The 26841-nt window shown below is 64.0% G+C and carries 24 protein-coding genes; 19 read left to right on the plus strand and 5 right to left on the minus strand.

Features of this window, described 5'->3' with window-relative positions:
- The first annotated feature begins 259 nt into the window (after positions 1 to 259).
- The 10 genes from HWX39_RS03625 (at position 260) to HWX39_RS03675 (ending at position 8911) form a co-directional block, all read left to right on the plus strand.
- Positions 260 to 1126 carry a helix-turn-helix transcriptional regulator gene (locus HWX39_RS03625; RefSeq protein ID WP_175965598.1) on the plus strand — a complete coding sequence of 289 codons (867 nt, stop codon included), beginning with the start codon at positions 260 to 262 and terminating at the stop codon, positions 1124 to 1126.
- A gap of 87 nt (positions 1127 to 1213) precedes the next feature.
- The gene (locus HWX39_RS03630) at positions 1214 to 1894 is read left to right on the plus strand and encodes an alpha/beta fold hydrolase (RefSeq protein WP_279613059.1); all 681 of its coding nucleotides are present in this window, start codon (positions 1214 to 1216) and stop codon (positions 1892 to 1894) included.
- Positions 1863 to 3023 (plus strand): IS30 family transposase, encoded by a 1161-nt coding sequence (locus HWX39_RS03635; protein ID WP_175965599.1) that lies wholly within the window; start codon positions 1863 to 1865, stop codon positions 3021 to 3023. The genes HWX39_RS03630 and HWX39_RS03635 overlap by 32 nt, the downstream gene beginning before the upstream one ends.
- Positions 3024 to 3089: 66 nt before the next feature.
- The gene (locus HWX39_RS03640; protein WP_244134893.1) at positions 3090 to 3359 is read left to right on the plus strand and encodes a hypothetical protein; all 270 of its coding nucleotides are present in this window, start codon (positions 3090 to 3092) and stop codon (positions 3357 to 3359) included.
- Between the two features lie 402 nt (positions 3360 to 3761).
- Positions 3762 to 4148: a hypothetical protein gene (locus HWX39_RS03645; protein WP_175965600.1), complete on the plus strand. Its 387-nt coding sequence runs from the start codon at positions 3762 to 3764 to the stop codon at positions 4146 to 4148.
- Positions 4149 to 4441: 293 nt separating this feature from the next.
- On the plus strand, positions 4442 to 4816 hold the full coding sequence (locus tag HWX39_RS03650; protein ID WP_175965601.1) for a VOC family protein: 375 nt from the start codon (positions 4442 to 4444) through the stop codon (positions 4814 to 4816).
- 478 nt (positions 4817 to 5294) lie between these two features.
- A complete protein-coding gene (locus HWX39_RS03660) occupies positions 5295 to 5546 on the plus strand; it encodes a hypothetical protein (RefSeq protein ID WP_175965602.1) in 252 nt (83 codons plus the stop codon).
- Positions 5547 to 5611: 65 nt separating this feature from the next.
- The gene (locus HWX39_RS03665) at positions 5612 to 6106 is read left to right on the plus strand and encodes a GNAT family N-acetyltransferase (RefSeq protein WP_175965603.1); all 495 of its coding nucleotides are present in this window, start codon (positions 5612 to 5614) and stop codon (positions 6104 to 6106) included.
- A 125-nt stretch (positions 6107 to 6231) separates the two neighbouring features.
- Positions 6232 to 8124 (plus strand): SAM-dependent methyltransferase, encoded by a 1893-nt coding sequence (locus HWX39_RS03670; RefSeq protein WP_175965604.1) that lies wholly within the window; start codon positions 6232 to 6234, stop codon positions 8122 to 8124.
- Between the two features lie 133 nt (positions 8125 to 8257).
- Entirely contained in the window at positions 8258 to 8911 is a 654-nt protein-coding gene (locus HWX39_RS03675) for a hypothetical protein (RefSeq protein ID WP_244134894.1), read from the plus strand.
- Positions 8912 to 9028: 117 nt separating this feature from the next.
- Here HWX39_RS03675 and HWX39_RS03680 read toward each other — a convergent pair whose 3' ends face one another.
- On the minus strand, positions 9029 to 10000 hold the full coding sequence (locus HWX39_RS03680) for a LysR substrate-binding domain-containing protein (protein WP_175965606.1): 972 nt from the start codon (positions 9998 to 10000) through the stop codon (positions 9029 to 9031).
- A gap of 136 nt (positions 10001 to 10136) precedes the next feature.
- Between HWX39_RS03680 and HWX39_RS03685 the strand changes: the two genes are divergently transcribed.
- Both HWX39_RS03685 and HWX39_RS03690 read left to right on the plus strand, forming a co-directional pair.
- Positions 10137 to 12437 (plus strand): NADP-dependent malic enzyme, encoded by a 2301-nt coding sequence (locus tag HWX39_RS03685; protein ID WP_175965607.1) that lies wholly within the window; start codon positions 10137 to 10139, stop codon positions 12435 to 12437.
- A gap of 502 nt (positions 12438 to 12939) precedes the next feature.
- On the plus strand, positions 12940 to 13842 hold the full coding sequence (locus HWX39_RS03690) for a hypothetical protein (protein ID WP_244134926.1): 903 nt from the start codon (positions 12940 to 12942) through the stop codon (positions 13840 to 13842).
- A gap of 38 nt (positions 13843 to 13880) precedes the next feature.
- On the opposite strand, the gene HWX39_RS03695 is transcribed toward HWX39_RS03690, so the two are convergent.
- Complete coding sequence (locus HWX39_RS03695; RefSeq protein ID WP_175965609.1) at positions 13881 to 15575, minus strand: bacteriophage N4 adsorption protein A; 1695 nt, start codon at positions 15573 to 15575, stop codon at positions 13881 to 13883.
- A complete protein-coding gene (locus HWX39_RS03700; protein WP_244134895.1) occupies positions 15572 to 17530 on the minus strand; it encodes a glycosyl transferase family protein in 1959 nt (652 codons plus the stop codon). The genes HWX39_RS03695 and HWX39_RS03700 overlap by 4 nt, the downstream gene beginning before the upstream one ends.
- A gap of 973 nt (positions 17531 to 18503) precedes the next feature.
- On the opposite strand from HWX39_RS03700, the gene HWX39_RS03705 reads away from it, so the two are divergent.
- From HWX39_RS03705 to HWX39_RS03730, 6 genes are all read left to right on the plus strand, one after another.
- Positions 18504 to 18800 (plus strand): hypothetical protein, encoded by a 297-nt coding sequence (locus HWX39_RS03705; RefSeq protein ID WP_175965611.1) that lies wholly within the window; start codon positions 18504 to 18506, stop codon positions 18798 to 18800.
- Between the two features lie 12 nt (positions 18801 to 18812).
- Positions 18813 to 20453, plus strand: a complete 1641-nt coding sequence (locus HWX39_RS03710; protein WP_175965612.1) for a DUF2334 domain-containing protein — start codon at positions 18813 to 18815, stop codon at positions 20451 to 20453.
- Between the two features lie 106 nt (positions 20454 to 20559).
- A complete protein-coding gene (locus tag HWX39_RS03715; protein WP_175965613.1) occupies positions 20560 to 21528 on the plus strand; it encodes a hypothetical protein in 969 nt (322 codons plus the stop codon).
- Positions 21529 to 21836: 308 nt separating this feature from the next.
- A complete protein-coding gene (locus HWX39_RS03720) occupies positions 21837 to 23036 on the plus strand; it encodes a PLP-dependent aminotransferase family protein (RefSeq protein WP_175965614.1) in 1200 nt (399 codons plus the stop codon).
- Positions 23037 to 23048: 12 nt separating this feature from the next.
- Positions 23049 to 23240 carry a hypothetical protein gene (locus HWX39_RS03725; protein ID WP_175965615.1) on the plus strand — a complete coding sequence of 64 codons (192 nt, stop codon included), beginning with the start codon at positions 23049 to 23051 and terminating at the stop codon, positions 23238 to 23240.
- Between the two features lie 104 nt (positions 23241 to 23344).
- Positions 23345 to 23932 (plus strand): pyridoxamine 5'-phosphate oxidase family protein, encoded by a 588-nt coding sequence (locus HWX39_RS03730; protein WP_175965616.1) that lies wholly within the window; start codon positions 23345 to 23347, stop codon positions 23930 to 23932.
- A 16-nt stretch (positions 23933 to 23948) separates the two neighbouring features.
- Here HWX39_RS03730 and gcvA read toward each other — a convergent pair whose 3' ends face one another.
- Positions 23949 to 24842 (minus strand): transcriptional regulator GcvA, encoded by an 894-nt coding sequence (gene gcvA / locus HWX39_RS03735; RefSeq protein ID WP_175954447.1) that lies wholly within the window; start codon positions 24840 to 24842, stop codon positions 23949 to 23951.
- 134 nt (positions 24843 to 24976) lie between these two features.
- Between gcvA and HWX39_RS03740 the strand changes: the two genes are divergently transcribed.
- Complete coding sequence (locus HWX39_RS03740; protein WP_175965617.1) at positions 24977 to 25681, plus strand: SDR family oxidoreductase; 705 nt, start codon at positions 24977 to 24979, stop codon at positions 25679 to 25681.
- A 203-nt stretch (positions 25682 to 25884) separates the two neighbouring features.
- Here the strand turns inward: HWX39_RS03740 and HWX39_RS03745 are convergent, their stop codons facing one another.
- Positions 25885 to 26739, minus strand: coding sequence for an alpha/beta hydrolase (locus HWX39_RS03745; protein WP_175965618.1), 855 nt, complete (start codon positions 26737 to 26739; stop codon positions 25885 to 25887).
- Positions 26740 to 26841 lie beyond the last annotated feature (102 nt).

Below are 26841 nucleotides of genomic sequence, written 5' to 3' on the forward strand. Positions count from 1 at the left end.
GCTCCCAAATCTTCAAAAGGTGCACAACGATAGCAGCACGGAATGGACCTTCCAAGATCGCGTGGACTGCGCTGAAACCGGCGAGACCGAAAGTTCAACGCGACCTATCGAGTGTGGGGTACAGCGAATCGACAGCGCGATCTCGTGACCGATTCGCTGCTTCGTTCCACGATCCCCGGGATTCGACATTCTCGTATCATCTGTCCGATTCGCCGGGACCGCATGACCTGGCGATTCCATACAAACGAGAGGACGAGCGATGAAGGTCGAAGGGCGCGGCCACGGCAACGCGATCGAGCAAAACACGGCGGCAGGGCCGAAGCGTGCCGGTATCGCACGCGCGACGAAGAGCACCGACCCGCGCGACTACCAGCATGCACCCGGTATCGCCGCCGTCATGCCGAAAGCATTCCCCGACGGTTTCGTCGTCCCGGAGCATCGGCATCGACGCGCACAACTCGTCTACACCACGACGGGCATCGCCGAAGTCATTGCCTGCCAGTCGCTCTGGATGATCCCGCCGCATCGCGCACTGTGGATTCCGCCCGACCTGCCGCACGCGATGCGTGCACACGGGCCGCTCGAATTGCGCACCGCCTACGTCGACCCGTGCGCATACCGATCGGCAACCCCGAACCGGCCGCGCCTGGTCAACGTGTCGCCGCTGCTGCGTGAGTTGATCGTGCGCGCGTCGTCGTTCCCGGTCGAGATCCATCCCGACGGACGCGACGATCTCGTCATCCAGCTGATGCTGGCCGAAATCGAGTGGTCCCCCGAGCAGCCCCTGCGGCTGCCGTCCGGCCAGGATCGGCGTCTTGCCCGCGTCTGCGACGCGATTCTGGCGAATCCGGCCGATCCGCGAACGCTGGCGGAATGGGCCGATGAAGTCGGTGCGTCGAGCCGGACACTGGCCCGGCTTTTCACTGCCGAAACCGGGCTGTCGTTCAGCCAGTGGCGCCAGCAGGCCCGGATTTCGGCCGCGCGCCCGCTGCTGGCGTCGGGGCGCTCGGTGATCGCCGTCGCGACCGAACTCGGCTACGAAACCGCGAGTGCCTTCTCGACCGTGTTTCGCCGGTTTGCCGGCATGACGCCCAGCGCTTACGCGAAACTGTCCGATTCCGCGTAGCACACGTCTTTCCGGCAAACGCAGCGCGTGGCGCGCACGCTTATCGTGTCGGTCATCGAATCCACTGACCGAACGAGGTAAGCCGACATGACGCGACACGACATCGAATTCCTGTCCGAAGCCGCCACGCTGCGAGGCTGGTACTACGAACCGGCGCAGCGCATCGCCGATACGGCAACGTATCCGGCCATCGTGATGGCGCACGGTTTCTCCGGCGTGAAGGAACAATATCTGGACCGCTACGCCGAGGTGTTCGCCGCCAGCGGTTTCGGCGTGCTGCTCTACGATCACCGGAATTTCGGCGCGAGCGACGGGTATCCGCGTCAGGAGATCGACCCCGTGCAACAGAAGCGCGGCTATCGCGACGCGATCAGCTATCTGCTCACCCGCCCGGACGTCGACGCCGCCCGCATCGGCATCTGGGGCACCAGTTACAGCGGCGGCCACGTGCTCGAAGTCGCGGCGATCGACCGGCGCGTCAAATGCGTGGTGTCGCAGGTGCCGACGATCAGCGGCTATCGGTCGGCGTTGCGCCGTACGCGTTCCGATCTGGTGCCGGCGATGCTGGCTCGCTTCGCTGAAGATCGCAGGCAGCGATTCGCGGGCGGCCCGCCGGCGATGTTGCCGGCAGTCAGCGCCGATCCCGCGACAGCCTGCGCGATGGCCGGTGCGGATTGCGGATTCAACCGGTCGATGCAACACACTAGAATCTGCGCAAGCAGTGGAGGTGTTGCAAATGAAGCGGAGGCCGAGGATCTACTATTCTGAGAGTCAGAAAGCACTCATGTGGGACCGCTGGCGCAAAGGTGAAACGATTCATCAAATTGCCAAACTGTTCGATCGGGGCCACTCTTCGATACAGCGGATCCTGTCAGAGGCCGGCGGCATCGAGCCACCGCAAAGACATCGCGCACCGCAGACATTGACGCTCGCGGAACGCGAGGAAATCTCTCGCTGCCTGGTGAGCGGATTATCGATTCGGTCTATCGCGGCCAAGCTGGGACGTGCTCCTTCCACGATCAGCCGCGAGCTGCAGCGCAACGGAGGCAGCCAAGGTTATCGAGCGAGCCGGGCGGATGAGCTCGCCTGGGATCGGGCACGTCGCCCGAAGATTTGCAAATTAGTGAGCAACCAGACGCTGGCGCGAGTTGTCGCTGCAAAGCTGAAGCTGCAGTGGTCCCCTGAGCAGATTTCTGGTTGGCTCAAGCATGCGTATGCCGTCAACAAGGACCATCTGGTGTCACACGAGACGATCTATCGGAGCCTCTATATCCAAGCTCGCGGTGCCCTGAAAAAGGAATTGCTTGAACACTTGCGACGCTCTCGAGCGATGCGCCGGTCTCGCCATCACACATTGAAAACCGAAGACCGCACGAACATTCGCGACGCTGTATCGATCAGTGAACGCCCCGCGACGGCGGAGGATCGCGCGATACCCGGGCACTGGGAAGGGGACTTGCTGTTTGGCAACGCTACCAGCCAGATTGCGACTCTTGTCGAACGTCAGAGTCGATACGTGATGCTGGTAAAAGTAGCCGGCAAGGATTCCGAGGCTGTGGTCAACGCGCTGATACGACACGCCAGCAAGTTACCTCGGGAACTATATAAATCGCTGACCTGGGACAGGGGCACGGAAATGGCTGATCACAAACGCTTTACCGTGGCGACCAAGATCCAGGTCTATTTCTGCGATCCGCAGAATCCGTGGCAACGCGGCTCGAATGAAAACATGAACGGACTGCTGAGGCAGTACTTCCCGAAAGGTACCGACCTCTCTGCCTATTCCCAAGCCCAACTCGACGCTGTAGCGAGGCGTCTCAACGAGCGTCCGCGTAAGACGCTAAACTTTGACACACCCGCCCAGCGGTTCCATCAATCTGTTGCATCGACCGGTTGAATCCGCAATGCGTACCGGTTCTTCACCGAGTCGGCGGCGCGGTGTGCGCCGAACTGGAAGAACGAAGTGACGCTGCGCAGCGCCGAGCTGTCGCGCGAGAACGAGCCGGGCCAGTATGTCGATCGCATTTCGCCCACGCCGTTGCTGATGATCGTGGCCGACCAGGATCTGCTGACGCCCACCGACCTGTGCCTCAAGGCATGGGAGAACGCGCTGGAGCCGAAGCGCTTGCTCTTGCTCCAGGGCGGACATTTCACGCCGTATATCGAGCACTTCGATGCAACCAGCCAGGCGGCGGTGGAATGGTTCACGCTGCATCTGTCTGGCGCGCGTTGATCGGGCCCGCTGCAGGGCGTGCGTGCGGCATCCGGGGCTTACGCGAATGGCAACGCCGCTGGCTTTGACGGCGACTGCGTATGCAGGGCAAATGGAAGGTTGAAGCGCGTCGGCGAACGACACGCGGAGCCAAGTCGTTACGCGGGCTCACGGACGATGCGTCACCACTTGGCCGTACACGACAGCGGCCGAGGCTTCGTCATATGGAGTAATAGCTGTAATTTGGCCTGAAATTTTCTTTCGGGCGGCTCGGGCTAGACTGGCCTCGCCTTGATACCCCCCCCCAAGGTGTTGTTGTGTTCTCGGTTGGGCCCGCGCTTTCCGGTGCGGGCCAATTTTTCGGGCGGGCGCCACCGGCGGCCGAACGATCGCCGGCCGGATGCACATCGGAGGAAACGCAACGTGACAGTACGCCCGACAGTCCGCGATGCCGGTTCGCTCGTGCGGATCGCCGCGTTGAGCGCGGCGGCTGCCGCCGTGACGGTGTCCGCCGTGCCGCCGGCGTTCGCGCAAGCCAGCGAACCGGTGACCAGCAGCGTGTTCGTGCACCGGTCGTACGACACGGGCAATAGCGCGATCAACGACAACTTCCAGTACATCGCGCATCCGCCGCTACCGCCGGTCGCCGCGAGCGCGCCGCCGGTCGCGCGTGGCGCGCACCGCGGCCGCCGCGGACAGACGGGCACCGCGAATACAGCCGGCGCGTCGGGCGGCGGGGCGAACAGCGCGGCCATTCCTTTGCCGACGATGCCGGCGGACGGGTCATCCGGCACGCCGGTTTCGCAGTAGCCGCTGCTTTCCGAATCCTTCCAGGCAAGCCTGTCGATCGACGATCGGTCGCAATGCCGTGCCCGGTAGTCGGCTATCGCCAGGATCACGATGACGTCAGGTCGTACGGTGTGACCGCTCGATGAGGGGTGAGCGGGATCTTTCCTTGTATCTCGCTCGTTGGCCCGACTGTGTCGGGCTTTTTTTTGTTCGGTCGCGAGCGGGTGTGCCGGCGACGGCTACGTGTGGCAACATCGCGGTGATTTGCACATTCCATCCGGGTGCCGGCAGACCCATCTATCCGAGGGGGAGTCATGTTTGACCATGTCAAATTCGGCGTGAGCGACTTTGCAGCCAGCAAGGCGTTTTTCCTGAGCGCACTTGAACCGCTTGGCGTCGTGGTGCAGGGGGAGGGCGAGCCTTCGTACGGCATCGAGATTTCTCCGCCGGGCAAGCCTTCGTTGTGCCTGTTCCAGACGACGGAGAAACCGGCGCATCTTCACATCGCGTTCGTGGCCGACAACCGGCAGCAAGTCGAGGCGTTCTATCGCGCGGCGCTGGCGGCCGGCGGGAAGGACAACGGCGCGCCGGGGCTGCGGCCGCATTACCACGCGAACTACTACGCGGCGTTCGTCATCGGGCCGGATGGGCACAATATCGAGGTGGTGTGTCATCAGGCGGAGGGGTGATTCCCTGTCGAGCAACATGGGGAGGCGAGGCCGCTTGCGACGTCACGCGTTGATGGTCGGCGGTCGGCCGATGCCTTCGAAGCGATGAGCGAATACATGCCGCACCCGAGCAACGGAGCCTTTGGGGATGAGTGACATCGCCATCGATATCCCCTTTCCAGTCATCGCGATTCTCATGGGGTCCATTTACTGGCCCGTGCACTTTGCGTCGGTGCTGTCGGGTTATATGTCGGTGTGACTCGTCTGCGTGGTATCGGGCGCGTTGTGTGCATCGTCATCGCGCTCTTGTTCATTGTTGATGCGGGCGCGGGGATTTATGAGTCCCTTCGGCAGGGTTTGAATACTTGATGCGAGTGTATCGAGCGAACAGTCTCACCCTCTGTCGCGCGTCCCGTGCGAGCGGCTCCCGGGTCGGCGAATTCTGCATCATGCCAGGAGCGGCGATGATGGGCCGTAGACATTTCAGCGGAGAAATTCGATGACGTATGGGTTCCAGGTGGCTTCGGATGTCCGCCGCGACGGTTTGGGCATCGAGCTGATCGACGCAGACGGTAATGTGCTGGCCGAGGTGTTCAGGTGCGACGCCGACAATTCCCTGACCGTTTCGTTGTTTCAAGCAGGACTTCCGTTTCCACAGGTCGAAAAGCTGGTGCTGATGGCGCAGGAATCGCTGGGCTCGTTTGAAGACGGAACGCCGCTGCCGGTTCGCGTTGAACGTAACGGCGAATAGTCCAGGCGCCCCGTCGGAAACAAGCGGCATTTTCTTACCGGCACGCTTCAACGGAGATACGAACGATGGCTTCGAAACGCATCCGCCGGGCAACGGAAGAGGATGTATCGATTCTCGCCGTGATCCGGAACGACGCTCACACGAAGAAGCTCAGGTACGGCGACCATGTGTGGGGCAAGGAAGGCGACGGATTTTCCGAGGCGTGGGTACGCAACAACGTCTCCCAAAAGGACGTGTATGTCGTCGAACTGGACGGCACGTTGGCCGGAACGTTCTCGCTCGCCTTCGACGAGGACAAGCATTGGGGGCCGCAGGAGCCGATCGCCGGTTATGTGCACGGGCTGTGCGTGCGGGAAGGTTTCAACGGGCAGGGGCTCGGCAGCGTCATGCTCGACTGGTGCGCTCACAAGGTGAGCAGCTTGAACCGGCGCTTTGTTCGACTCGATTGCGCGGTTGAAAACGCGACGCTCTGCGCTTACTACGAGTCGCTTGGCTTCGTTCGCGTCGGGTTGAAATCAGACGGGATCGTCTGGTCCCTGTACGAGAAGCCGGCTGAGTAGTTTTCGACTGGAACCCCGGTGAATTCTCCCGGACGGTTCAACCCGTCACCCGCACAACCCCTTCGATTTCCCTTGCACCTGACGCTACGTCAGCTTTTATGGTCGACTCCGACGACTGGGAAAACATGCGACTGAAAATCGGCGATCTGGCGAAGAAGGCAGGACTGAGCGTCCGGACCTTGCATCACTACGATGCAATCGGGCTGCTGTCACCGTCGCAGCGCACCGACGGCGGCGCGCGCCTGTATGGGCGCGACGACCTCATCCGGCTGCATCGGATCGAGGCGCTGAAGCGGTTCGGGTATTCGCTGCCGGACATCAAGGCCAGCCTCGACGGCCAACTGGCCGGCTCACCGCTCCAGCTTCTGCAGCGCCAGATCGCGGAGCTCGATGCGCAGGCATCGCGCGCGCAGCGCCTTGGTCGTCACCTGAGATACCTCGTGGACATGATCGCCGCCGGCGACGAGACCACGGCGACCGACTGGCTGAACGCTCTGGAGCTGATGAACATGATCCAAAAACACCTTGATGACGACGAACTCGATACGTTGCTGGCATCCGGGCCGGATACGATCGCGCCGACGGACCCATCGTGGGTCGCGCTGATCGACGAGGTCCGCGTTGCCTGGCAGCAGGCGCTGCCGGCCGACAGCGAAGCCGCCCACGCACTGGCATGGCGCTGGATCCGGCTCGTGGTCCGCATGACCCGCAACGACCCGACGCTCGCGACCAAGCTGATGATGATGCAGCTCGACGAGCCGCGCGCCCCGCAAATCGTCGGCATCACGGCCGGGATGCTGGCATGGATCGACGAAGCGTTCACGCACGCGCGTTGCGCGCTGCTTGCGAAGTACCTCGATCCGGCTCAGGCCGACGAAGTGCGGCGGCGCCAGTTCGCCGCGATGAAGCATCGGGCGTGGCCGGCACTGGTGGTCGAACTGAGAGCGCACATGGAGGCGGGCGTCGACGCCGGCGCCGCTGCGGTGCAAGCCATCGTGAGGCGCTGGCAGCAGCTGTTTCTCGACAGCTTCTGCGGCAGCGACGCCGCGCTGGAAGCGCGTGTGCGCGATGCGATGATGCGCGAACCGGATCTGCAACTGGGCATCGGCCTCGACGATGCGCTGCTGGCCTATCTGAACCGGGCGTATATCGTCGGCCACGACACGACACCGGTGAACGCCGGGCCCAAGCCGAGCGCGTTGATGGTGGCCACGCAGCGGGCCGCGCACCAGCTGCTCGACCGGCCGCTGGTGCTCGACGATCCGGTCGCACTGACCGTCCTAGGGCCGGCCGAGGCGCAGGCCTTGCACGACAACCTCGACAAGTTCCGCGAGCCGATGACCGTGGGCATGCGCAGCACGGTGGTCGTACGCAGCAGGCTGGCCGACGACGTCTGGGTCGATGCGATCGAACGTGGCATCCGCCAGTATGTGGTGCTCGGCGCGGGGCTCGATACCAGCGCATACCGGCGACCCGATGCGCCGGGGCGCGTGTTCGAGGTCGACTTGCCGGCGACGCAGGCGTGGAAGCGGGCCCGCTTGCGCGAGGCGGGCATCGCGGTGCCGGCGTCGCTGCAATTCGTGCCGGTCGATTTCGAGCGTGTCGGTCTCGCGCAAGGGCTGGCGCGCGCCGGTTTCGATGCCGATGCGCCGGCGCTGTTCAGCTGGCTGGGCGTGACGATGTATCTCGACGAGGCCGCGGTCATCGAGACGCTGCGCTTCATCGCCGGTTGCGCGAAAGGCAGCGCCGTACTGCTCGAGTATGTGGTTCCGCTGCCGAGCCTGCCGCCGATCATGCGCATCGCGATGGAGCAGATGGTGGCGCGATTCGCCGAGCGCGGTGAACCGTGGAAGAGCTTCTTCGAACCCGCCGAGTTGACCAAGCGGTTGGCTGCGCTGGGCTTCAGCCACTGCAACACGTGGACGCCGGACGAGTTGAACCGGCGTTATCTCGCGAATCGTTCTGACGGGCTGCACATCGGCGCGTCACCGGGGCGTCTGGTTCTGGCCACCGTCTGATGGTGTCGGCCGGCGGGCATTGCGGGCCGCAACCGTTCATTCGACAGAAGTGGCCGGATCATCGACAATTCGCGGCTATCAAAACATGAGAGAAGGGGGCGGGTGCATGCGCGGGTTCTGTCGAACGCTTGGGGTGATTCTGGGCCTTACTGTTGCCGGCGTCACCGGCGTTCAAGCCGCTTCCAGCGAACTTGCCTTCCCGCGTTTCACCCAGGCGGAGGGCCGGCTGGACACCGACGGGCTCCCGCTGTCCGGCGTGAAACTCTGCGTGCTTCCCGACCATGCGCCGTGCTTCGAGATGCCGCCCGCGCCGCTTCCCGATGGCTCGACGAAGGTGCAATACCAGTTCGGGCTGGATCCGCGATCCGAACGCTTGCCGATTGCGTCGGGCGGCTCCTGGGTGTTCTTCTCGGGAATGTTCTCCGGCGGCGGCAGCGGGATGCTGGAGCGTGTGGCGGTATTGCGTTATGGCGCGAACGGCAAGATCGAGAACGTGATGCCGAAAGTCACCCAGACCGAGCTGGCCGACCGCGCGATGTGGACGGTGCCGGACGTGTCGCCCTATCCGCTGTTCGTTCGCGCGGATTATGTGTGGGGCAAGGACGAGAGTCATTTCGGCCCGCACTTTTTCGTCGTCGACGCGTGGGTATTCGATCCCGCCGCCAGCCTGTACACGAAGCGGTTTTCCTACCGGACGACCAGGCGCTATGACCGCGGCGAGGGCTCGGACCATGTGCTGGCTGCCGAGCGTGCGGAAATCATGCGGCGCCTCGCCGCGAGCAAGTAGCCTGCGGCCGGTGTGCCCGGTGTGCCCGGTGTGCCCGGTGTGCCCGGTGTTCGTCGAGACGCATGACCGTTTTCGGCGGACCCGGCGGGCCGTTCAACGCGGGCGGTGCGTGAACCGCTACCGCTGCGCTTCCCCGTAAGTCTCCCTGCACACCTCGCGCAGCGCCTCGACGAGGAGATCCCGCGCAGGCATGCGCGAATCGGCGGCGCGGGTAAACAGCGCGATGGGCGGAAGCGTCCACACCAGCGAGTACGGGACGATCGCCACGCCGGCGATCCGCACCAGTTCTTCCGCGATATCGGCGGGCACGATCGAGACGGCCTCGTCGCTCGACGCGATCATTTCGCCGATCAGCTTGGAGGAATAACTCTCGACGATCGGAACGGGCGGCGCGATGCCGGCGGACAGAAACAGGTCGGTGACCTGTTCCCGCATCGGCGTATGCGGCGCGCCGAGAATCCAGTCGAGCGCGTGCAGCTTGTGCCAGTCGAGCACGGTGCGGGCCAGTTTCGCCGCAAGACGCCGGCTCGCGATCATGCGCGGCTGTTGCTGGTACAGCACTTCGAAGGAGACCTGGCCCAGGTCGATCGCCGACGATGCCCGCCCGATCACGATGTCGACGCTGTGATCCCGGAGCTGAAGGAGCAGCTGATCGCTGGTGCCTTCGTGAATCGTCACGGTCAGGCGCCGCTCCATGCGCGCTTGCAGCCGCTTGAGCGCCGCCGACAGCATGTGCCCGGAAATGAACGGAATCACGCCGATATGCAGGTGGGCCGCATGCCCGGCGGCGACAGCCTCCATTTCGCGAGCGAGGTGGTCGAGATCCTTGATCATCGCCTTCGCCCGCTCGAGCACGACCGCGCCGAGCGCGGTGGGCCGCATGCCGCGCGACGAGCGCTCGAACAGCGGCGTGCCGAACATGCTCTCCAGCTCGGACAGCGCATTCGTCACGGCCGGCTGGCTGCTGGCCATGTGCTCCGCGACGCGCGTCAGCGACCCGTGCTGCTGGATCTGCAGCAACAGCACCAGGTGCCGCATCTTCAAGCGGGCGCCCAGCCGCCTGACCACGTCGTTTGCATCAAAGGTCATTGACTGGCCACGTAATCATCATGAAAAAGTGATGGACCGATATTAAAACAGAATCATCGCCTTATGGCGGATCCCTAGAATCCCGTTCATGGATCGCGCCGGGACTGGCCTGGCGCCCGTGCCCGGACCGAAAAACATGAAACAGACTGAGACACAGCAGCAGGCAGCGTTCGACTATCACGAATTTCCGACCCCGGGGAAGGTCTCGGTCGTCGCCAGCAAGCCGCTCGTGACCCAGCGCGATCTCGCGCTGGCCTATACGCCGGGCGTGGCGGGCGTGTGCGAGGCGATCGCCGCTGATCCGCTGCAGGCGCACCGTTTCACGAGCCGCGGCAATCTGGTGGGCGTGATCACGAACGGCACGGCCGTGCTGGGCCTGGGCAACATCGGCCCGCTCGCATCCAAGCCGGTCATGGAAGGCAAGGCCGTCCTGTTCAAGAAGTTCGCGGGGATCGACGTCTTCGACATCGAGATCAACGAAACCGATCCGGACAAGCTGGTCGACATCATCGCCGGCCTCGAACCGACGTTCGGCGGCATCAACCTCGAGGACATCAAGGCGCCCGAGTGCTTCACGGTCGAGCAGAAGCTGCGCGAACGCATGAAGATTCCGGTCTTCCATGACGATCAGCACGGTACCGCCATCACCGTCTCCGCCGCGTTCATCAACGGGCTGAAGGTCGTCGGGAAGTCGATTTCGGAAGTGAAGGTCGTGACGTCGGGGGCCGGCGCCGCCGCGCTGGCCTGCCTGGACCTGCTGGTCGACCTCGGGCTGCCGGTTGAAAACGTCTGGGTGACCGACATCGAAGGCGTCGTCTATCGCGGCCGCACCACGCTGATGGACCCGGCCAAGTCGCGCTTTGCGCAGGAAACCGATGCGCGCAAGCTGGCTGAAGTCATCGGCGGCGCGGACGTGTTCCTGGGCCTGTCGGTCGGCGGCATCCTGACCGCCGACATGCTGAAGGCGATGGCGCCGCGCCCGCTGATTCTCGCGCTGGCGAATCCCACTCCGGAAATCTTCCCGGAACTGGCGCATGCGACGCGCGACGACGTCGTGATCGCGACGGGCCGCTCGGACTACCCGAACCAGGTCAACAACGTCCTCTGCTTCCCGTACATCTTCCGCGGCGCGCTGGACGTGGGCGCGACGACCATCACCCGTGAAATGGAGATCGCCGCGGTTCACGCGATCGCGGGGCTGGCCGAGGAAGAGCAGAACGAAGTCGTCGCGGCGGCCTATGGTGCTTACGACGTGGCGTTCGGCGCGCAATACCTGATTCCGAAGCCGTTCGACCCGCGCCTGATCGTCCGGATCGCGCCGGCCGTGGCCAAGGCGGCGATGGAAGGCGGCGTGGCGAAGCGCCCGCTGACCGATCTCGACGCGTACGTCGAGCAACTGCAGCAATTCGTCTACCATTCCGGCGCGTTCATGAAGCCGTTGTTCGCGACGGCGCGCCGGCTGGTGCGCGACGGCGGCAAGGCGCGGATCGTCTTTACCGAAGGCGAGGACGAGCGCGTGCTGCGCGCGGTGCAGGTGATCGTCGACGAGAAGCTGGCGCGGCCGATCCTGGTCGGGCGCCCGGAGGTGCTGCTGGCGCGCATCGAGCGTTTCGGCCTGCGGATCCGGCTCGGCCAGGATGTCGAGGTGACCAATCCCGAATATGACGAGCGGTTTCCGCAGTACTGGACGACGTATTGGGAGCTGCGCTGCCGGGACGGCATCTCGAAGGAAATGGCGCGGGTCGAGATGCGGCGCCGCCTGACGCTGATCGGCGCGATGATGGTGCGGCTCGGCGATGCGGACGGGATGATCTGCGGGACGGTGGGCGAGTATCACAACCACCTGCGGTTCGTCGACGAAGTGATCGGGAAGAAGCCGGGGGCGTCGACCTATGCGGCGATGAACATCCTGTTGCTCGACCAGCGGACGGTCGCGCTGGTGGATACGCACGTCAACGACAACCCGGACGCGGAGCAGATCGCGGAATTCACGATCGCCGCGGCGCGTCAGATGGAATGGCTGAATCTGACGCCGAAGGCGGCGTTGCTGTCGCGGTCGAACTTCGGGTCGGGGAGCGCGGCTTCGGGCGTGAAGATGCGCCGGGCGCTGGAGATCGTCCGGGAGCAGGCGCCGGATATCGAGGCGGACGGCGAAATGCATGGCGACTGCGCGCTCGACGAGGGCTTGCGGTCGAAGCTGCTGCCGATGTCGCCGCTGAAGGGTGCTGCGAACCTGCTCGTTTGCCCGAACGTGGATGCGGGGAACATCGCGTACAACCTGCTCAAGACCGAGGCGGGCAGCAACGTGGCGGTGGGGCCGTTCCTGCTGGGCGTCAACGCGCCGGTGAACATTCTCACGTCGAGCTCGACGGTGCGGCGGATCGTGAACATGGCGGCTTTGACGGTGATCGAGGCGAATCGCAACGCGTCCGCGTGAACAGGTAACGGAAGCGGGGCGGTGGCAACTCCGCAAGGCGCCGCGTAGCGGAATCCCGGTGGTGGCGGGGTTCCGCTATCCGGTTGCCCGATGAACGGGTGCCGCTGGTGGTTCGTGGCGTGGTGCCGCGCATGCATGTCGAGGTCGGTCGAGACCGGCCTCGGACGTCGGCAATCGTTTGCGTGCAGCCAACCGGACATCGGCTTTACCCTGACGCGCACCCGCCGCCTCGCCCGCACCCGTTCCCTGCACTAATGCTGTAGTGCATTTAATCAGCATCACGTAACAACTGCCTCGGCGCGACACCCTGTCGCAGCCACGTTTGATACCGATCCTAACCATTTTTTTAGGGCTCGCCACTTCCGATATCATCCGATAATTACCTTTTATTTTCGTCTAAAATCGCGCTTCTTCTTACTTTTGGACGGAAATTGTTTTGAAAAGACTGACGAAAAAACTCTCGCGCACGGCCATCGCCGCATGCGTTGCTTATGCCGGGCTCCTGCCTTTATCCCGGCCTGCCGAAGCCCAGGTCGAACCTCTGAAGAATCCCGTCTACGGTGTGACCCTCGACGACCTGACCAAGCTGGACGCGATCGTCGCGTCGCTGCAGAACCTGCCGTACAAACCCACCGTGCGTGTCGTGTTCGATCCGGGTACGTCGGCCGCCGACTACTACGCGCCGCTGCTGCGCCTGCATGCAGTCGCCTACGTGATGGGCGAAGTCTACGATTCTTACTATTTCCCTACGGATCTCGCGACGTATCAGGCACGTACGCAGGAACTGGTGTCGCAGTTGAAGAACACCGTCGACGTCTGGGAGATTGCGAACGAAATCAACGGCGAATGGCTGCGTAACGATCCGAGCGGCACGAAATCCGTGGTCAACTCGGAAGAGCAGCAGATCGGCCAGATGGTTGCGGCGGCCAACCAGATCGTCAAATCGAACGGCGGCAAGACGGCCATCACGCTGTACTACAACGACGACAGCAAGGGCAACAACTGCTGGGAGAAGCCGCAGGATTACTGGAAGACGTGGCCGACCACCTTCCTGTCCTCGACGGTCCGCCAGCAAGCCGACTACGCACTGTTCAGCTACTACCCGTACCAGGATTGCCCGGGGCTGAATCCGACGTGGAAGAACGATTTCGCGGCGCTGGAAAGCATCTTCCCGAACGCGAAGGTCGGCTTCGGCGAAATCGGTACCTCGGATACCTCCGCGCCGGCGTCGGTGCAGCAGAGCCTGATCAAGACGTACTACCCGATGGTCAACAGCATGGCCGATCCGCGTTTCATCGGCGGATTCTTCTGGTGGAACTACGTCGAGCAAATGGTCCCGTATTCGACGAGCGCGTACTTCCAGCTGCTGCGTCAAACGATCATCACGCTCAAGGCGCCCAACTAAGCAGTCGCGTCATTCGAAAGCAAGCGTCAGCGTCGCAGTCAGAACCACAATGTCGCGCGTACCACGAGACCCCGTGCGCGTGCCGCTGACGTCAACCCGAACCGGTATTGCACCGTGACATCCAGATAGCTTGCCGGCGCGCTATATCGGCCCTCGCGAAACCAGTACCGAAACTGGATGCCGGGCCCGGCGCCGATCGCCGTCTTGTCCGGCTCTCGATTGTCGTGATCGCCGGCCACCGCGGCGTGCGGGTAGACGGTCAGCCGATCGCTGATCATCGGCAACCGCCAGGTGTGCCCGTAACGCAACTCCGAATAAATGATGTATCGACCCGCGCTGATGAAGTAAGCGCCCTCGATGTACGCCTGCCAGCTGCGCCAGCTCGGCTCGGTCACCCTCAGGTCGGTTCCGCCTTCCGACGAATAACCCAGGCGCATCAGCCAGTCCGTCATCGACAGGCTGCCGACGTGGAACAGCCGCTCGGCGGTCAGCACGACGTTCTGGTCGGGCAGCGGCTTGTAGCGCGCGCCCACCGAACCCTGCACGGTCGGCATGCCGGTCACGTTGCCCGTCCCGTCATAGGCCGTGCCGTATCCGCGCACGAAGAACTGGAAGATGCGGCCGTTCTGATAGCCGAACTTCGGCGGCTGCCAATACACTTCGATACCCGGCTGCAACACGCTGATGGTGCCTTGCGGCCCGAACGCGGCCGACTGGTACGGCGCGCTCAGCACGAACCCCCAGGTGCGCTGAAGCTGCTCGACTTCGCGCCGATAGCCGAACTTGTGCTGCGCATCGAAGGTGTGTTCGTTTTCGTCGGCATCGAGGCTGTGCTCGAACAGGTCGATGGACTCCTGGTTCAGCCCGATCCGCTTGGCGGCGTAGCCCGCGTCCGCGTAGTTCATCGCATTGCCGGCACCGCCGGAAAATCCCGCGTTGAATGCGTCGAGCGCCTCGCGATCCTTGTGGTCGCGCAGGAGGTCGTAGGCTTCCTGCAATTTCTGTTGCGCGGTGTTGTCCACCGGCGCTTCGGCGGCCTGGTCTTCCTGCCGCGCCTGCGCCGCGATCGACGTGGCCATGTTGCGCTCGCCGTCGTTCGTCGCGTTGCCGGCCGCCAGGTCGGCCATGCGGATGGCGGTGTCGCGGTCGCCTGCCTGCAGGCTCATCTGCGCGATGCGCAACTGGATCACGGCCGATTTTTCATCGGCCAGCGGCGCCAGTGCAATGCCGGCTTCATGCGGACGCTTCGCCGCGAGCGCGCTGTCCGACCAGGCGAGACGCAGGTTGCGCTGCTGATCCTTGCTCCATTTCCCGGTCGCGACGGCGGCCGCGAAATCGCTGCAGGCAACGTCGTAGCGCATCTGGCGCTGCGCCAGGTAGCCATGCTGCGCGCGTACCGCCGCACTTTTCGGAAAACGAACGATCAGCGATTCGACCATTTCGTCCGCTTCGTCGACTTTTCCTTCCCGTCTGTATACGTCGACGAGCAGTAGCCCGAGCTGTTCGCTGCCGGGCTGCATCTTGATGGCGCGCGATGCGTACACCTCCGCGAGGGGCAGGTCGCCGGCGTTGATCGCCTTGTAGGCGCTGTCGGCGAGCTTGTAGGCCTTGGGTGTCAGTTGCTGGGCGGCGGATGCCGGCGCCTGCCAGGCCAGCGACACGGCGATCGCCAGTGCGCTCAGCCGTGCGCAGCGCTTGAGGCCGGCCGCGATCGGAAGTCTCGAATGCTTCATGCCTGTTCTCCCGACGGTGTTTTTACGGGAGCGCCGTGCTGCGCCGCCGGATCGCCGTCGCGTGCGCGTGCGAGTTCGACGAAGCGCGAGTGCCGCGAGAGTTCGGCGGTAATCTCCGCATCGCACGCGATGAAGTAGGCCACGTTCGATCGGGCGCCCCGCCGCACCACATCCTGCTCGTCCTGGGTGAGCGGCCGTCCGACCGCGACGTTCAACGTGCCGTCGTCCGCCGTCGAAAACGGGATGGCGCGGTACGCGTACTGCAGTTCGAATGCCAGTGAATCCGCGAAGTGGCCCACCGCGACGTTGCCGAGGCTCACCCGGGGCAACTCCGCCTGCTCGGCGATCGCATCCGCCAGCGATTCGGCGGATATCGCGCAGCCTTCGACCAGAAGTTCACCGAGCCGCTTGCCGCAGGTCAGTTGTTTCTCGAGGCTCGCCTGCAATTGCTCCAGCGTGACCACGCCCCAGCCGACCAGGATCTCGCCGACTTTCAGGCGCACCTTCCCGAGTGCTTCGTTGGACAGGTAGGTATGACTGGTCTTGTCCCAGGCGATGGGCTTGCCGGTCGCGAGGTGGCGGATATAGATGCGCCACGCACGGCAAACCGCGTAGAAGTTGATCAGGTTGTTGACGAACATCCGCGGTATGGAGAGCAGCCCCTGGGTCGGGCCGTTCAGCTTGCTGACGAAATGGAAGCGCTGCCCGGCGCGCGCAAACAGCATCGCGGTGTTGATCCACAGCAGCGGCATGACCCAGTGGGCTGCCATGACGAACGAGGCGCCGGGCGGGATGACATGGCCGGATCGATGAAGCGCGCCCAGCAACAGGAAGTTGATCAGCACGCCATAGGCAACGACCGAAAACAGCGAAGTCACGATGCCCTTGCGATCGTGGAAGAACATGTATCGCATCAGCAGATTGCCTTTCCAGCCGAGCTGCTCCCAGCCTTGAAATGCAATGCCGAGGATCCAGCGCGTGCGCTGACGGTACGCGGTACGAAATGTTTTCGGAAAATACTCGCGCGTGGCCAGCAGGTTTCGATTGACGGCGCCACCCTGCACACGCTTGTCCGCTGCATCGCGCACGATCCCCGTCAGTGGAATGCACGCGAAGGTTTCCTTCATCCCCAGGTCTCTCAACCGAAAACTGAAGTCATAGTCCTCGGTCAGCGAGCTGGTGTTGAACGGCGCGCCGTTGCGCTCCTTCATCGCCGCTTCGATCGAGCGCCTGCTGTAGCACGATGCCACCCCTGCGCCGGGGACGATGCCGGTCAGCCGGGCGCGCACCGGTACATCCTTCTGGTGCGTCTCGCTGAAGTCGTCCAGGTAGCATCCGGCGACGAACTCGTTCCATTTCCGCGGCAACGACAGCACGGGAAGCTGGACCAGGTCGCTATCCGCCAGCGCGTGGTTGAGGTACTTGAGTTCGACCGGATGAATGACATCCTCGCAGTCGTGCATGACGACGCCCGCGAACTGAATGTGATGGACCGATTCGTAACGCAGGATGGCTTCGATGATCCAGTTCAGGCAGTCCGCCTTGCAGGTCGGCCCGTCGTTCATGACGGTCGCGCGCGTGACCCTGCCCGGATACCGGCGGATCATCCGTTCGACCTCGGCGGTAGTCTCGGCATCGTTGTGATAGGTGCCGACGAATATCACGTATCGCTCGTACTCGAGCGTCGCCAACGTGTTTTCGATCATCTTGGCGATGACGTCGTATTCCTTCCACGCCGGCACCATCAGCGCCAGATGCCGCTCTTCCAGCGCGCGCAGCGTGCCGATATCAACCGTTTGGGATTTTTCGCGGCGCAGGATGCGACGGATTTCAAAGGACCAGTAGCAGGCGTCCAGCGTGAGGTCATCCAGTGTGCTCACCAGGATGACGATTGCGGTGACAATGGCGACAAGGTTGAGTGCATATAAATACGCATTCCAAATCATGTTATCCATCATTTGTTCCGCACTTTTATCTTGTACTGGATGATTCCTCCTCGTACCGACGCAAGACGAAACCTTCCCCGTCCTCGTCGCCCCCGTCATGTCCACGCCTTCGCTTGCGCCACGCGAATGCCTGTCAACCGGAACAGCCCTGTCGACACGCGAGCTTTCCCGATGTGAACACGTTGCATCGTGCGCGATGCAACGTGTTCAGTGGATGACTTTTTGACCGCCCGTTTCCCGCTTTCCTGCTTCCGTGCCTGCATGCTTGAACGCTTGCAGCGGCTTTCCACCCGGCACCCGCGCGGTGCTCCCCGCGCACCGGCTTCGCGGCACACAGATCATGTAGCAAGTCGTGCGCCATCGCGGCGTGACCCTTGAGGCTGCGGGCGGCGCGCGAAGCGGCACCGGACCGGTCCGCCGAATCCGAGCCAAATGTTTCAGTGCTGAAACACGCGGCCGATCGACTGCATCACACATCGTTTTCAGACCCACTGGCGGATCGCGTCAGCCGCCCCCGGGAGATCGTCATGCGATCCCGGTGGTGACTGTCTGGATGGATTGGCGTCGAACCGGAAAGCCGACGCCCGAGTCGTCATTGCGCGTGCATGCCCCCTGTGGAGCGCGCCGCATCGCGTGCTGCGCCGCGCGGTGATCGACTGGTTTTCCCTGAATCGTACGAACGGGTTTCGCGCGTTTGTCCGATTTGATTCGTATCGCAACCGCGTTGCACGCCTGAAACGTTTTATCGACGCATTTTCGAAATGTGTCGCTGCGTCGATTTTGTCCTCTTGGCCCTATGCCCATTTGCGACGGATGGTACGGTTCTAGCTTGAAAGTCAAACCATCTCCTCCCGGATTTATTTGTCTGGTTTCAATTGCGCCGCGGAATTTCACGACATGGCGCCCCGATTCCGGATGGTGATTCGCCGTGCTCGTTTCGTTAACGAGATGAATTTATTTTGCATATCAAAGGATGAAAATCATGCCTTCGCATCGCAAGCAATCTTTTCGAAACGGGTTGAGCACAGCCGGATCAATCGTCGCATTGATCGCGACGCTCGTCTTTGCCGTCGGCGTTCAGGATGTGGGGGCGCAGCAGACGAGTAATTCCTCTGCTCCGAAGATCAAACCGCCTCCGCTGCCGGTCGGCTCGGCCCAGATCAACGTGAAAGCAGGGATGTCCGACGAGGATTGGGACAAGGCGTACAAGGAAACGGGGCGCCCGAAGTTCAACCGGAAGTGGGTCAAGAAATCCAACGGCAATGTGGAACGCGAATAGGGAGAAACGGCCATGAAAAAGATCTTGCTCGTCATCGCCCTGCTCGCGGGACTCGCGCAAATGACATTGCCGGGCACCGCCCACGCACAGGCCACCACTGCCCATACGCTCGTGCTGTACGACAATCCGGCCAACGATCCCTATTCGAAGCTGGGACTGATGTACAGCATCATGCTGAGGAACTTGTTGGGCCACTTCAATACGACGGTCGATCTGGTTCCGATCCAGAACTACACGTCCGGAATGGTCGGCAGCCACGATGCGACGTTCTATATCGGCGACTACTACAACAACCCGATTCCGACGGCGTTCATGAGCGACGTGATGACCACCACGAAGACGGTGGTCTGGTTCAAGTACAACCTGTGGCAGCTGGCCTGGAACACGGCCTACACGTTCAACCAGACCTTCGGGTTCAGCTTCCTGGGCCTCGCCGGGATGAACGCGACGCCTTCGGCGAGCAATCCGAATCCGGGCTTCTACGACACGGTCACGTACAAGAACCTGTCGATGGTCAAGTACTACTCGTATAACGCGTCGACCGGCGTCATCAGCGCGGATCCGGATGTCGGCCTGACCCAGATCAATTCCACCAAGGCGCAAGCGCTCGTCACCATCAAGAACAGCCAGAGCGGGGCAACCACGCCCTACATCGTGCGCTCGGGCAACTTCTGGTACTTCGCGGACATGCCGTTTTCCTACATCGGACCGACGGACCGCTACCTGGTGATTTGCGACATCCTGCACGACATCCTGCAGACCAATGCACCGGTGAATCACCGTGCGCTCGTCCGCCTGGAGGACCTCGATGCCTATACGACGACGAGTTCGATGCAGCAGCTGACGAATTACCTGTACTCGAAGAAGATCCCGTTCACGATGGCCACCATCCCGGTGTATACGGACCCGAACGGCTATTACAACGGCGGCGTGCCGGAAACGATCCACCTGGCGCAGGCAACCGGCCTCAAGACTGCGCTGAACTATGCAATCGCGCGCGGCGGCTCGATCGTGATGCACGGTTATACGCACCAGTACGATTCGACGCCGAACCTGCAGAATGCAGTGAGCGGGAGCGACTACGAATTCTGGTTCGCCGTGCAGAACCGGCCGGTTGATGAGGACTCCATCCCGTGGGCGGAGGGCAGAATGGCCGATGGCCTGGCGGAGTTCAAGACCAACGGCTACAAGGTCGTCGGCTTTGCCGCGCCGCAGTACCAGATGTCGCCGGCCGCATCGACGGCGACAGCCCTGACGTTCCCGACCACATTCCAGCGGGCCGTGTATTACACCGCGACCAATCCGCAACTCGGAACGGGCGCCGCCAACCAGGACTTCTCGGCCGGGCAGTTTTTCCCGTACATCATCAACGCCGATTACTACGGGCAACGGATCGTTCCGGAGAACCTGGGCAGCATCCAGTACAACATCTGCAAAATCGACCCGTTCTCGTGCATCTCGTACACGTGGCAGCAAATCGTGACCAATGCGCAGTATGGCCTGGCGGTGCGGGACGGTTTCGCGTCCTTCTTCTTCCATCCGTACTGGCTCGAACCGGATCTCGGATTGCCGGCGTTCCAGGACTTCCAGAGTCTCATTACCGGTATCACGAATCTGGGCTACAAGTGGGTGGACGGCACGACGGCCAAGTGACGACGACGTAGCGACAACCCCGTGCGACCCGCATTGGCAACGCGGGTCGCACGCATTCGCTTGATCGGCTACGATGACGCGCAGGCATGCTTCCGGGGAACCAGCGATGACCACGTATGCGATCCCGGCCTTGCGCAGGATTCGACAGCGTATGGGCCGGTTCCGGCTCGCAGCACGGCCGGGCTTGCCTGCCGCCGCGCCGCGTTCGCCTCGCGCGGCGACGCTCGCGGCGATCGGCGCATCGCTCGTGGTGGCCGCCTGCAGCTGGACCGCGCACGACGTGCACGCGGACGGCATCGTCTGGCAGGTGGACAACGCGACGACCAATCCGTCCGGCAACTGGCAGATACTCGGCATACACGATCTGCTGATTCAGTGGACCGTCGTCGACGATACCGCGTACCTCCCCAACACCCGCATCCAGCCTGCCGCGCATCTTCCCGACTGGGAACGTATCGGTCGTGAGCCGTGGGCCCGGAACGTGATCCTGGGGCTCGCCGGCTACCAGGACGAAAAGCGCGCGCGCACCCATCTGTCGACGCTGGCCGACCAGTCGCTGGAAGTGGCGCGCGCATCGATCCCGCTGCATGTCACGGGCTACTACTTTCCGGCCGAGATCGATCCGACCTGGCAGGACGCGCCCAAGCTCGCCGCGATCCTGCAACGGCTGCCGCGCCCGCTCTGGGTGAGCGTGTACGACCAGACCAATATCGGCGGAAAGGCGCTCGCGGAGTGGCTCGCCGCGTGGCTGCCCGCGGATGTCGGCGTGTTCTTCCAGGATGGCTGCGGCGTCTATGCCCGCGAGCCGTATGTCGCGCGCAGCTACCTCGACGAGCTGGCTGCAAGGCTGGGCAAGCAGCGCGTGCGGGTCATCGCCGAGGCGTTCCGGCCCGCCGAGCGCGGCGGCTTCCGCTCCGCCAGCGCCGGCGAGTTGAGCAAGCAGTTGCTGGCGTATCGCGGCTATCCGGTCTATCTGTTCGATGGTCCGCACTATGTGTCGGACGACCTCACGCGCGCGCTCTCGACGTGGAAGCCCACGCCGCCGCCGGCCGCGTCTTCCGGGACGCCGCACTGATCCGGCGCGATTCCGGCAAGCGGGGCAGGGCGGGCGCATCGCGAAACAATCGGCGGGATTGCCTTTCCGCCGGCAACACACGCCCGAAACCCGGTGCCGCCGCGCCGAAGGACGGGGCGTTTCGCCGCTCCCGCCCACGCCCCATGTGATGACCAAACCGCAAGACCTAGTGCATAGATATCGTTTGCCGCGGCCTTAATGACTCTCGACAATCGTGACTCGATTTCACCGCCGCGGCGCCAGAAGCGCCGCGGTGGGCGGTCTCCGGCGGCTATCCCGGCCGTCCGCGCCATCCAGCTCACGACGACATGTACGCGTTCACTCCCTCATTCCAGAATCCCGCCGGCTCGCCGATCCGCGAACTGTTCAAGTATCTGTCCGAACCGGGCATGATTTCCTTCGCAGGCGGCTATCCGGCCAGCGACCTGTTCGACGTCGACGGCCTGGACGCAGCCGCCGAGCGTGCGTACGCGCAGCCCGTGCGCTGCCTGCAATACGGCCCGACCGACGGACTCGCCGAACTGAAGCAGCAACTGATCGCGCTGATGGGGCGCCGCGGCGTGGCGTGCACGCCGGCCGAACTGCTCGTCACGACCGGTTCGCAGCAGGGCCTCGACCTGCTGCTGCGCGTGATGGTGTCGCCCGGCGACGTCGTGCTGACCGAGCAGCCGGCCTATCCGGCGACGCTGCAGGCGATGCGTCTGCAGCAGGCGCGCATCGTGACGATTCCGGTCGACGGCGCGGGCCTCGACGTCGATCGTCTCGGCGAACAGCTTGCGTCCGGCGCGATCGCGCAGCCGAAGCTGCTCTATACGGTGCCGACCTTCGCGAACCCGACGGGCGCGACGCTCACGCGCGAGCGCCGGCTGAAGCTGCTGCGTCTCGCCGTGCAATACCGCTTCCTGATCGTCGAGGACGATCCGTACGGCGACCTGCGTTTCGCGGGCGAAGCCGTGCCGTCGATGCTCGCGCTCGCCGATCACGTGGACGGCGCGCGCGACTGGATCGTGCACTTCGCGAGCCTGTCGAAGATCGTCGCGCCAGGGCTGCGCGTGGGCTGGACGATCGCGCCGGCCGAGATCGCGCGGCGCTGCGTGATCGCGAAGCAGACGGTCGATCTGTGCAGCACGCCGTGGACACAGGCGGCCGCCGCCGAATATTTGGCCGACGGCGCGCTCGAACGCCATCTGCCGCGCATCACGGCCGCCTACCAGCGCAAATGCGATGCGATGTGCGATGCGTTGCGCGACGGCCTTGGCGAGGCGATCGAATTCCACCGTCCCGAAGGCGGGATGTTCGTGTGGGCGCGGATCGGCGCGGTGTCGTCGGACGCGCTGCTGCAACAGGCGATCGCGAACAAGGTCGTGTTCGTGCCGGGCAAGGCGTTCTTCGCGGACAACGTCGACGCGGCCTCGCTGCGCCTGTCGTTTGCCGCGCCGGACGTCGACGCGATCCGGGAAGGCGTTGCGCGCCTCGTGCGCGCCTATGGTGCGGCGCTCGCCGCGTGAGGAGACAGCAACATGAACATCACCGTCAACGACACCGTATCGACGGACGCGGCGCTGGGCGCGGGCGATAGCCGGCCGGTCGCGCACCGGTCGTCGCAGATCAGCGCGGGGCCGCAGTATGTGGCCGACGTGCTCGGCCGCTTCGGCGCGGAGCCGGCGGCCGACCTCGGCGACGCGGCGCCGGTCGTACTCGGCTACAACTGAGCCGCACGGCGACGGCGCGCGCGCGGCCCGAGCCGCACGCGTGCCGTTGCCGCCGCAAACAGTTAAGCTTGCGCGATCGCAACCCGCACGATCGCCGCTCCGTCATGCCCGCCTCGACTTCCGAATCGCTCGTGCAAACGTACGAGCGCCTGTGGTCCTGCCTCGAATCCGGCGTGAGCGCACAGCGCTCGCCGTTCACGATGCTGCAGGCCGCGACGCTCGGCGTCGACGGCACGCCGAAGGTGCGCACGATCGTGTTGCGTCAGGTGAGCCGAGCCGACCGTGTGCTGTCGTTTCATACCGACGCGCGTTCGGAGAAGGTCGCCGAGCTGCGGCGCGATCCGCATATCGCGCTCGTCGCCAACGATCTCGATGCGCTCGTGCAGATTCGTGCGGAGGGCGTTGCATCGATCTGCGACGACGAAGCGCAACGGCGCGCGGTCTGGCAATCGAGCCGTCCGCATACGCTGCTGCTGTATCGCGCACCGTTGCCGCCGGGTACGCCGGTCGAGTCGCCCGAAGCCGCGCATGCCGACAGCGCCGCCTCGACCGACGACGGCTACGACAACTTCTGCCTGCTTCGCGTGAGCGTGACGCGCATCGACTGGCTCGAACTCGCGCGCGCCGGCCATCGCCGCGCGGTGTTCGACCTGCACGAAGGCGGCTACGAAGGCCGCTGGATCGCGCCCTGACGCCGCCGAATGTCGCTCAAGGGCGTCCGCCCGACACCACCTGCGCGGCCATCCACTCGCGCATCATGACGATCGCGTCGTCGTCGCGCCGCTCGGCCGGGTACACGAGATAGAACCCCACCGACAGCGGAAACGCGAAATCGAACGGCTTGCACAGCCTGCCCGCGGCGATGTCGCGCTCGACCAGCGGATCGGTGGCGAGCGCGATGCCCTGGCCGGCGACGGCCGCATCGATCGCGAGCGACGTCTGGTTGAAGCGCAACCCCTTGTGCGGATCGACGTCGACGGGCTCGGGCATCGCGGCGAGGAACTCGGGCCACAGGTCGTGCGCGTCGTGCAGCAGCACGTGGCCGGCGAGCGCGCGCGGCGACGCGGGCGCGGCCAGCAGCGCAGGGCTGCACACCGCGCACACGTCGAGCGGGAACAGCGCATGCGTGGCGAGATGCTTGCCGAACGGCGGCTTGCCATAGCGGATCGCGAGATCGACACCGTCGTGGCGGAACGTCGCGATCTGCGGGTCGGCGATCACGCGCACGTCGTAGTCGGGATGCGCATCGGTGAACTGCGCGAGCCGCGGGATCAGCCATTTCGACGCGAACGACGGCGTCGTGCTGATGGTCAGCGCGGCGCGCCGCTTCACGAGTTTGTCGGTCGCGTCGGCGATCGCATGCAGCGCGCGCTGCACGTCGGAGAAGTACGCGGCGCCGTCATGCGTCAGTGCGAGGCCGCGCGGCAGGCGTTCGAACAGCTTCAGGCCGAGCACGTCCTCGAGGTGGCGCACCTGCTGCGCGACGGCGCCCTGCGTGACGCCGATCTCGTCGGCGGCGGCGCGGAAATTGAGGTGCCGCGCGGACACTTCGAACGCGCGAAGCGCATTCAGCGGCGGCAGGCGGGAGGGGCGAGGCGGCATCGTCAGGCTGTAGAAAAACTATCGGCTGAAGGCAGAAATACTGGTTCGACAGTCATGATTGATGCGCCTACATTACCACCATGGCGCACCAAACGGCGGTTGCGCGGCGGCAGGATTCGAACGAGGAGCAAATCGTGACTGTAGAAAAAGTAGCGTTGATCACGGCGGCAGGCAAGGGCATGGGTGCGGCGATCGCGCGCGAACTGGCGGCGACGGGCTATCGCGTCGCGCTGATGTCGCCGTCCGGCAGCGCGGTGGCGCTCGGCGAGGAACTGGGCGGGTTCGGCCTCCAGGGCTCGGTGACGGACGAAGCCGATATCGACCGGCTCGTGCAGGAAACGGTCGCGCGCTACGGCCGCATCGATGCGGTCGTGAACAACACCGGGCATCCGCCGAAGGGCGACCTGCTGGCGATCACCGACGACAACTGGCACGCGGGGCTCGACCTGATCCTGCTGAACGTGGTGCGCGTGATGCGCCGCGTGACGCCGATCTTCCAGAAGCAGGGCGGCGGCGCGGTAGTCAACATCTCGAGCTTCGCGGCGGACGCGCCCGAGCAGCCGATGCCCGTTTCGTCGGCATTGCGCGCGGCGCTGAGCGCGTGGACGCGTCTTTACGCGGAACGCTATGCGGCCGAGAACATCCGGATGAACGCGGTGCTGCCGGGCTTCATCGACAGCTGGCCGGAAACGCCGGAGATCGTCGCACGCATTCCGGCCGGCCGCTTCGGCAAGACCGGCGAGATCGCGAAGACGGTCGCGTTCCTGCTGTCGGACGGCGCGGGCTACATCACCGGGCAGAACATTCGCGTCGACGGCGCGATCGTCAAGGCGCTCTGAGCGTCGCACCGGCGAGCGGTCGCGCAGGCCGGGCCGCTCGCCGCGCCTCCGGCAGTGGGTGAGCGGGCGTCATGCACGGGAGACCATGCGGGTTCCTTCCGGGTGGCCGGGAACGAGCGCAACGCATTGCATGCAAACGGTCATCCAGTCACGGCACTGGACGTGGCGGGTTGTCAGCCGGAGTGGCGAAGTCGCCACCGGTGTTACGCGCCCCGGCAATAATCTGAATGGGGTGCAACGTGGGCTGCATCCCACTCGTTGTGATCCGACAGAAAGCGCAGGAGCGTCCAGTTGAATGTCCTGGCGCAGTCGAGATTCGGATGATGCCCGCTTCCCGGCAGCGCACTGAATCGTGCGCCCGGGATCATCGCGGCGAGCCGCTGGCCCTCGATCGCCGGGTGAACGCCATCGTCGTCGCTTTGCAGGACCAGTGTCTCGCTGCGGACGAGGTTCAATCGTCTGCGCACGTCGTGGTTCGCGATTCCCTCGCAAAGGCGCGCCAGGAAGGCCGAATCCGTGCCTGCCGCATGCGCATGGCCGATCTGATAAGCGATCTCTCCGTCTTCCGTTTGAGCAAACTCGGCGCTCACCATTAACGGCCACATTTCCTCGAACCAGCGAGTCGCGCCGTCGCCGCGCTGGAATCCGGCCTTCCAGAGTTCGAACCGGCGCGCGACATCGTCGGCCACCAGGTTCGAGAAGCCGTTGCAGATGACCAGCTTGCCAACACGTGAGGGGGCGTCGATCGCCACCGATAGCGCAATGGCGCCACCGAGCGACAGGCCAACCAGGTTCGCGCTTTCCAGCCCGAGATGATCCAGCAGACATTCGAGGCCGCTGGCGCATGCTGGAATATCCAGCATGCGATCCGGACAGGACGACGCGCCGTGGCCGGGAAGGTCCGGCACGATCACGCGAAAACCCGCCTGACGCAGGAACGACATCTGGCGCGCCCACGCGCGCCCGCAACTGCCTAAATCGTGAATCAACAAAACGGGCGTGCCACTGCCGACATCCGCGTAGTAGAGATCGTGGTCTCCGAATGATAGTTTTGTCATGGGTCTGCTCCGTTGTCGCGCCCAACATGCGCTCTCGCGATTATCTTAATATTGAGATATATTGATGACAAGCGCTCAACGAGAGCCCCTTCAAATGCGAGG

This window comes from Burkholderia sp. BCC0322 (genome assembly GCF_902833045.1).
GTDB lineage: Bacteria > Pseudomonadota > Gammaproteobacteria > Burkholderiales > Burkholderiaceae > Burkholderia.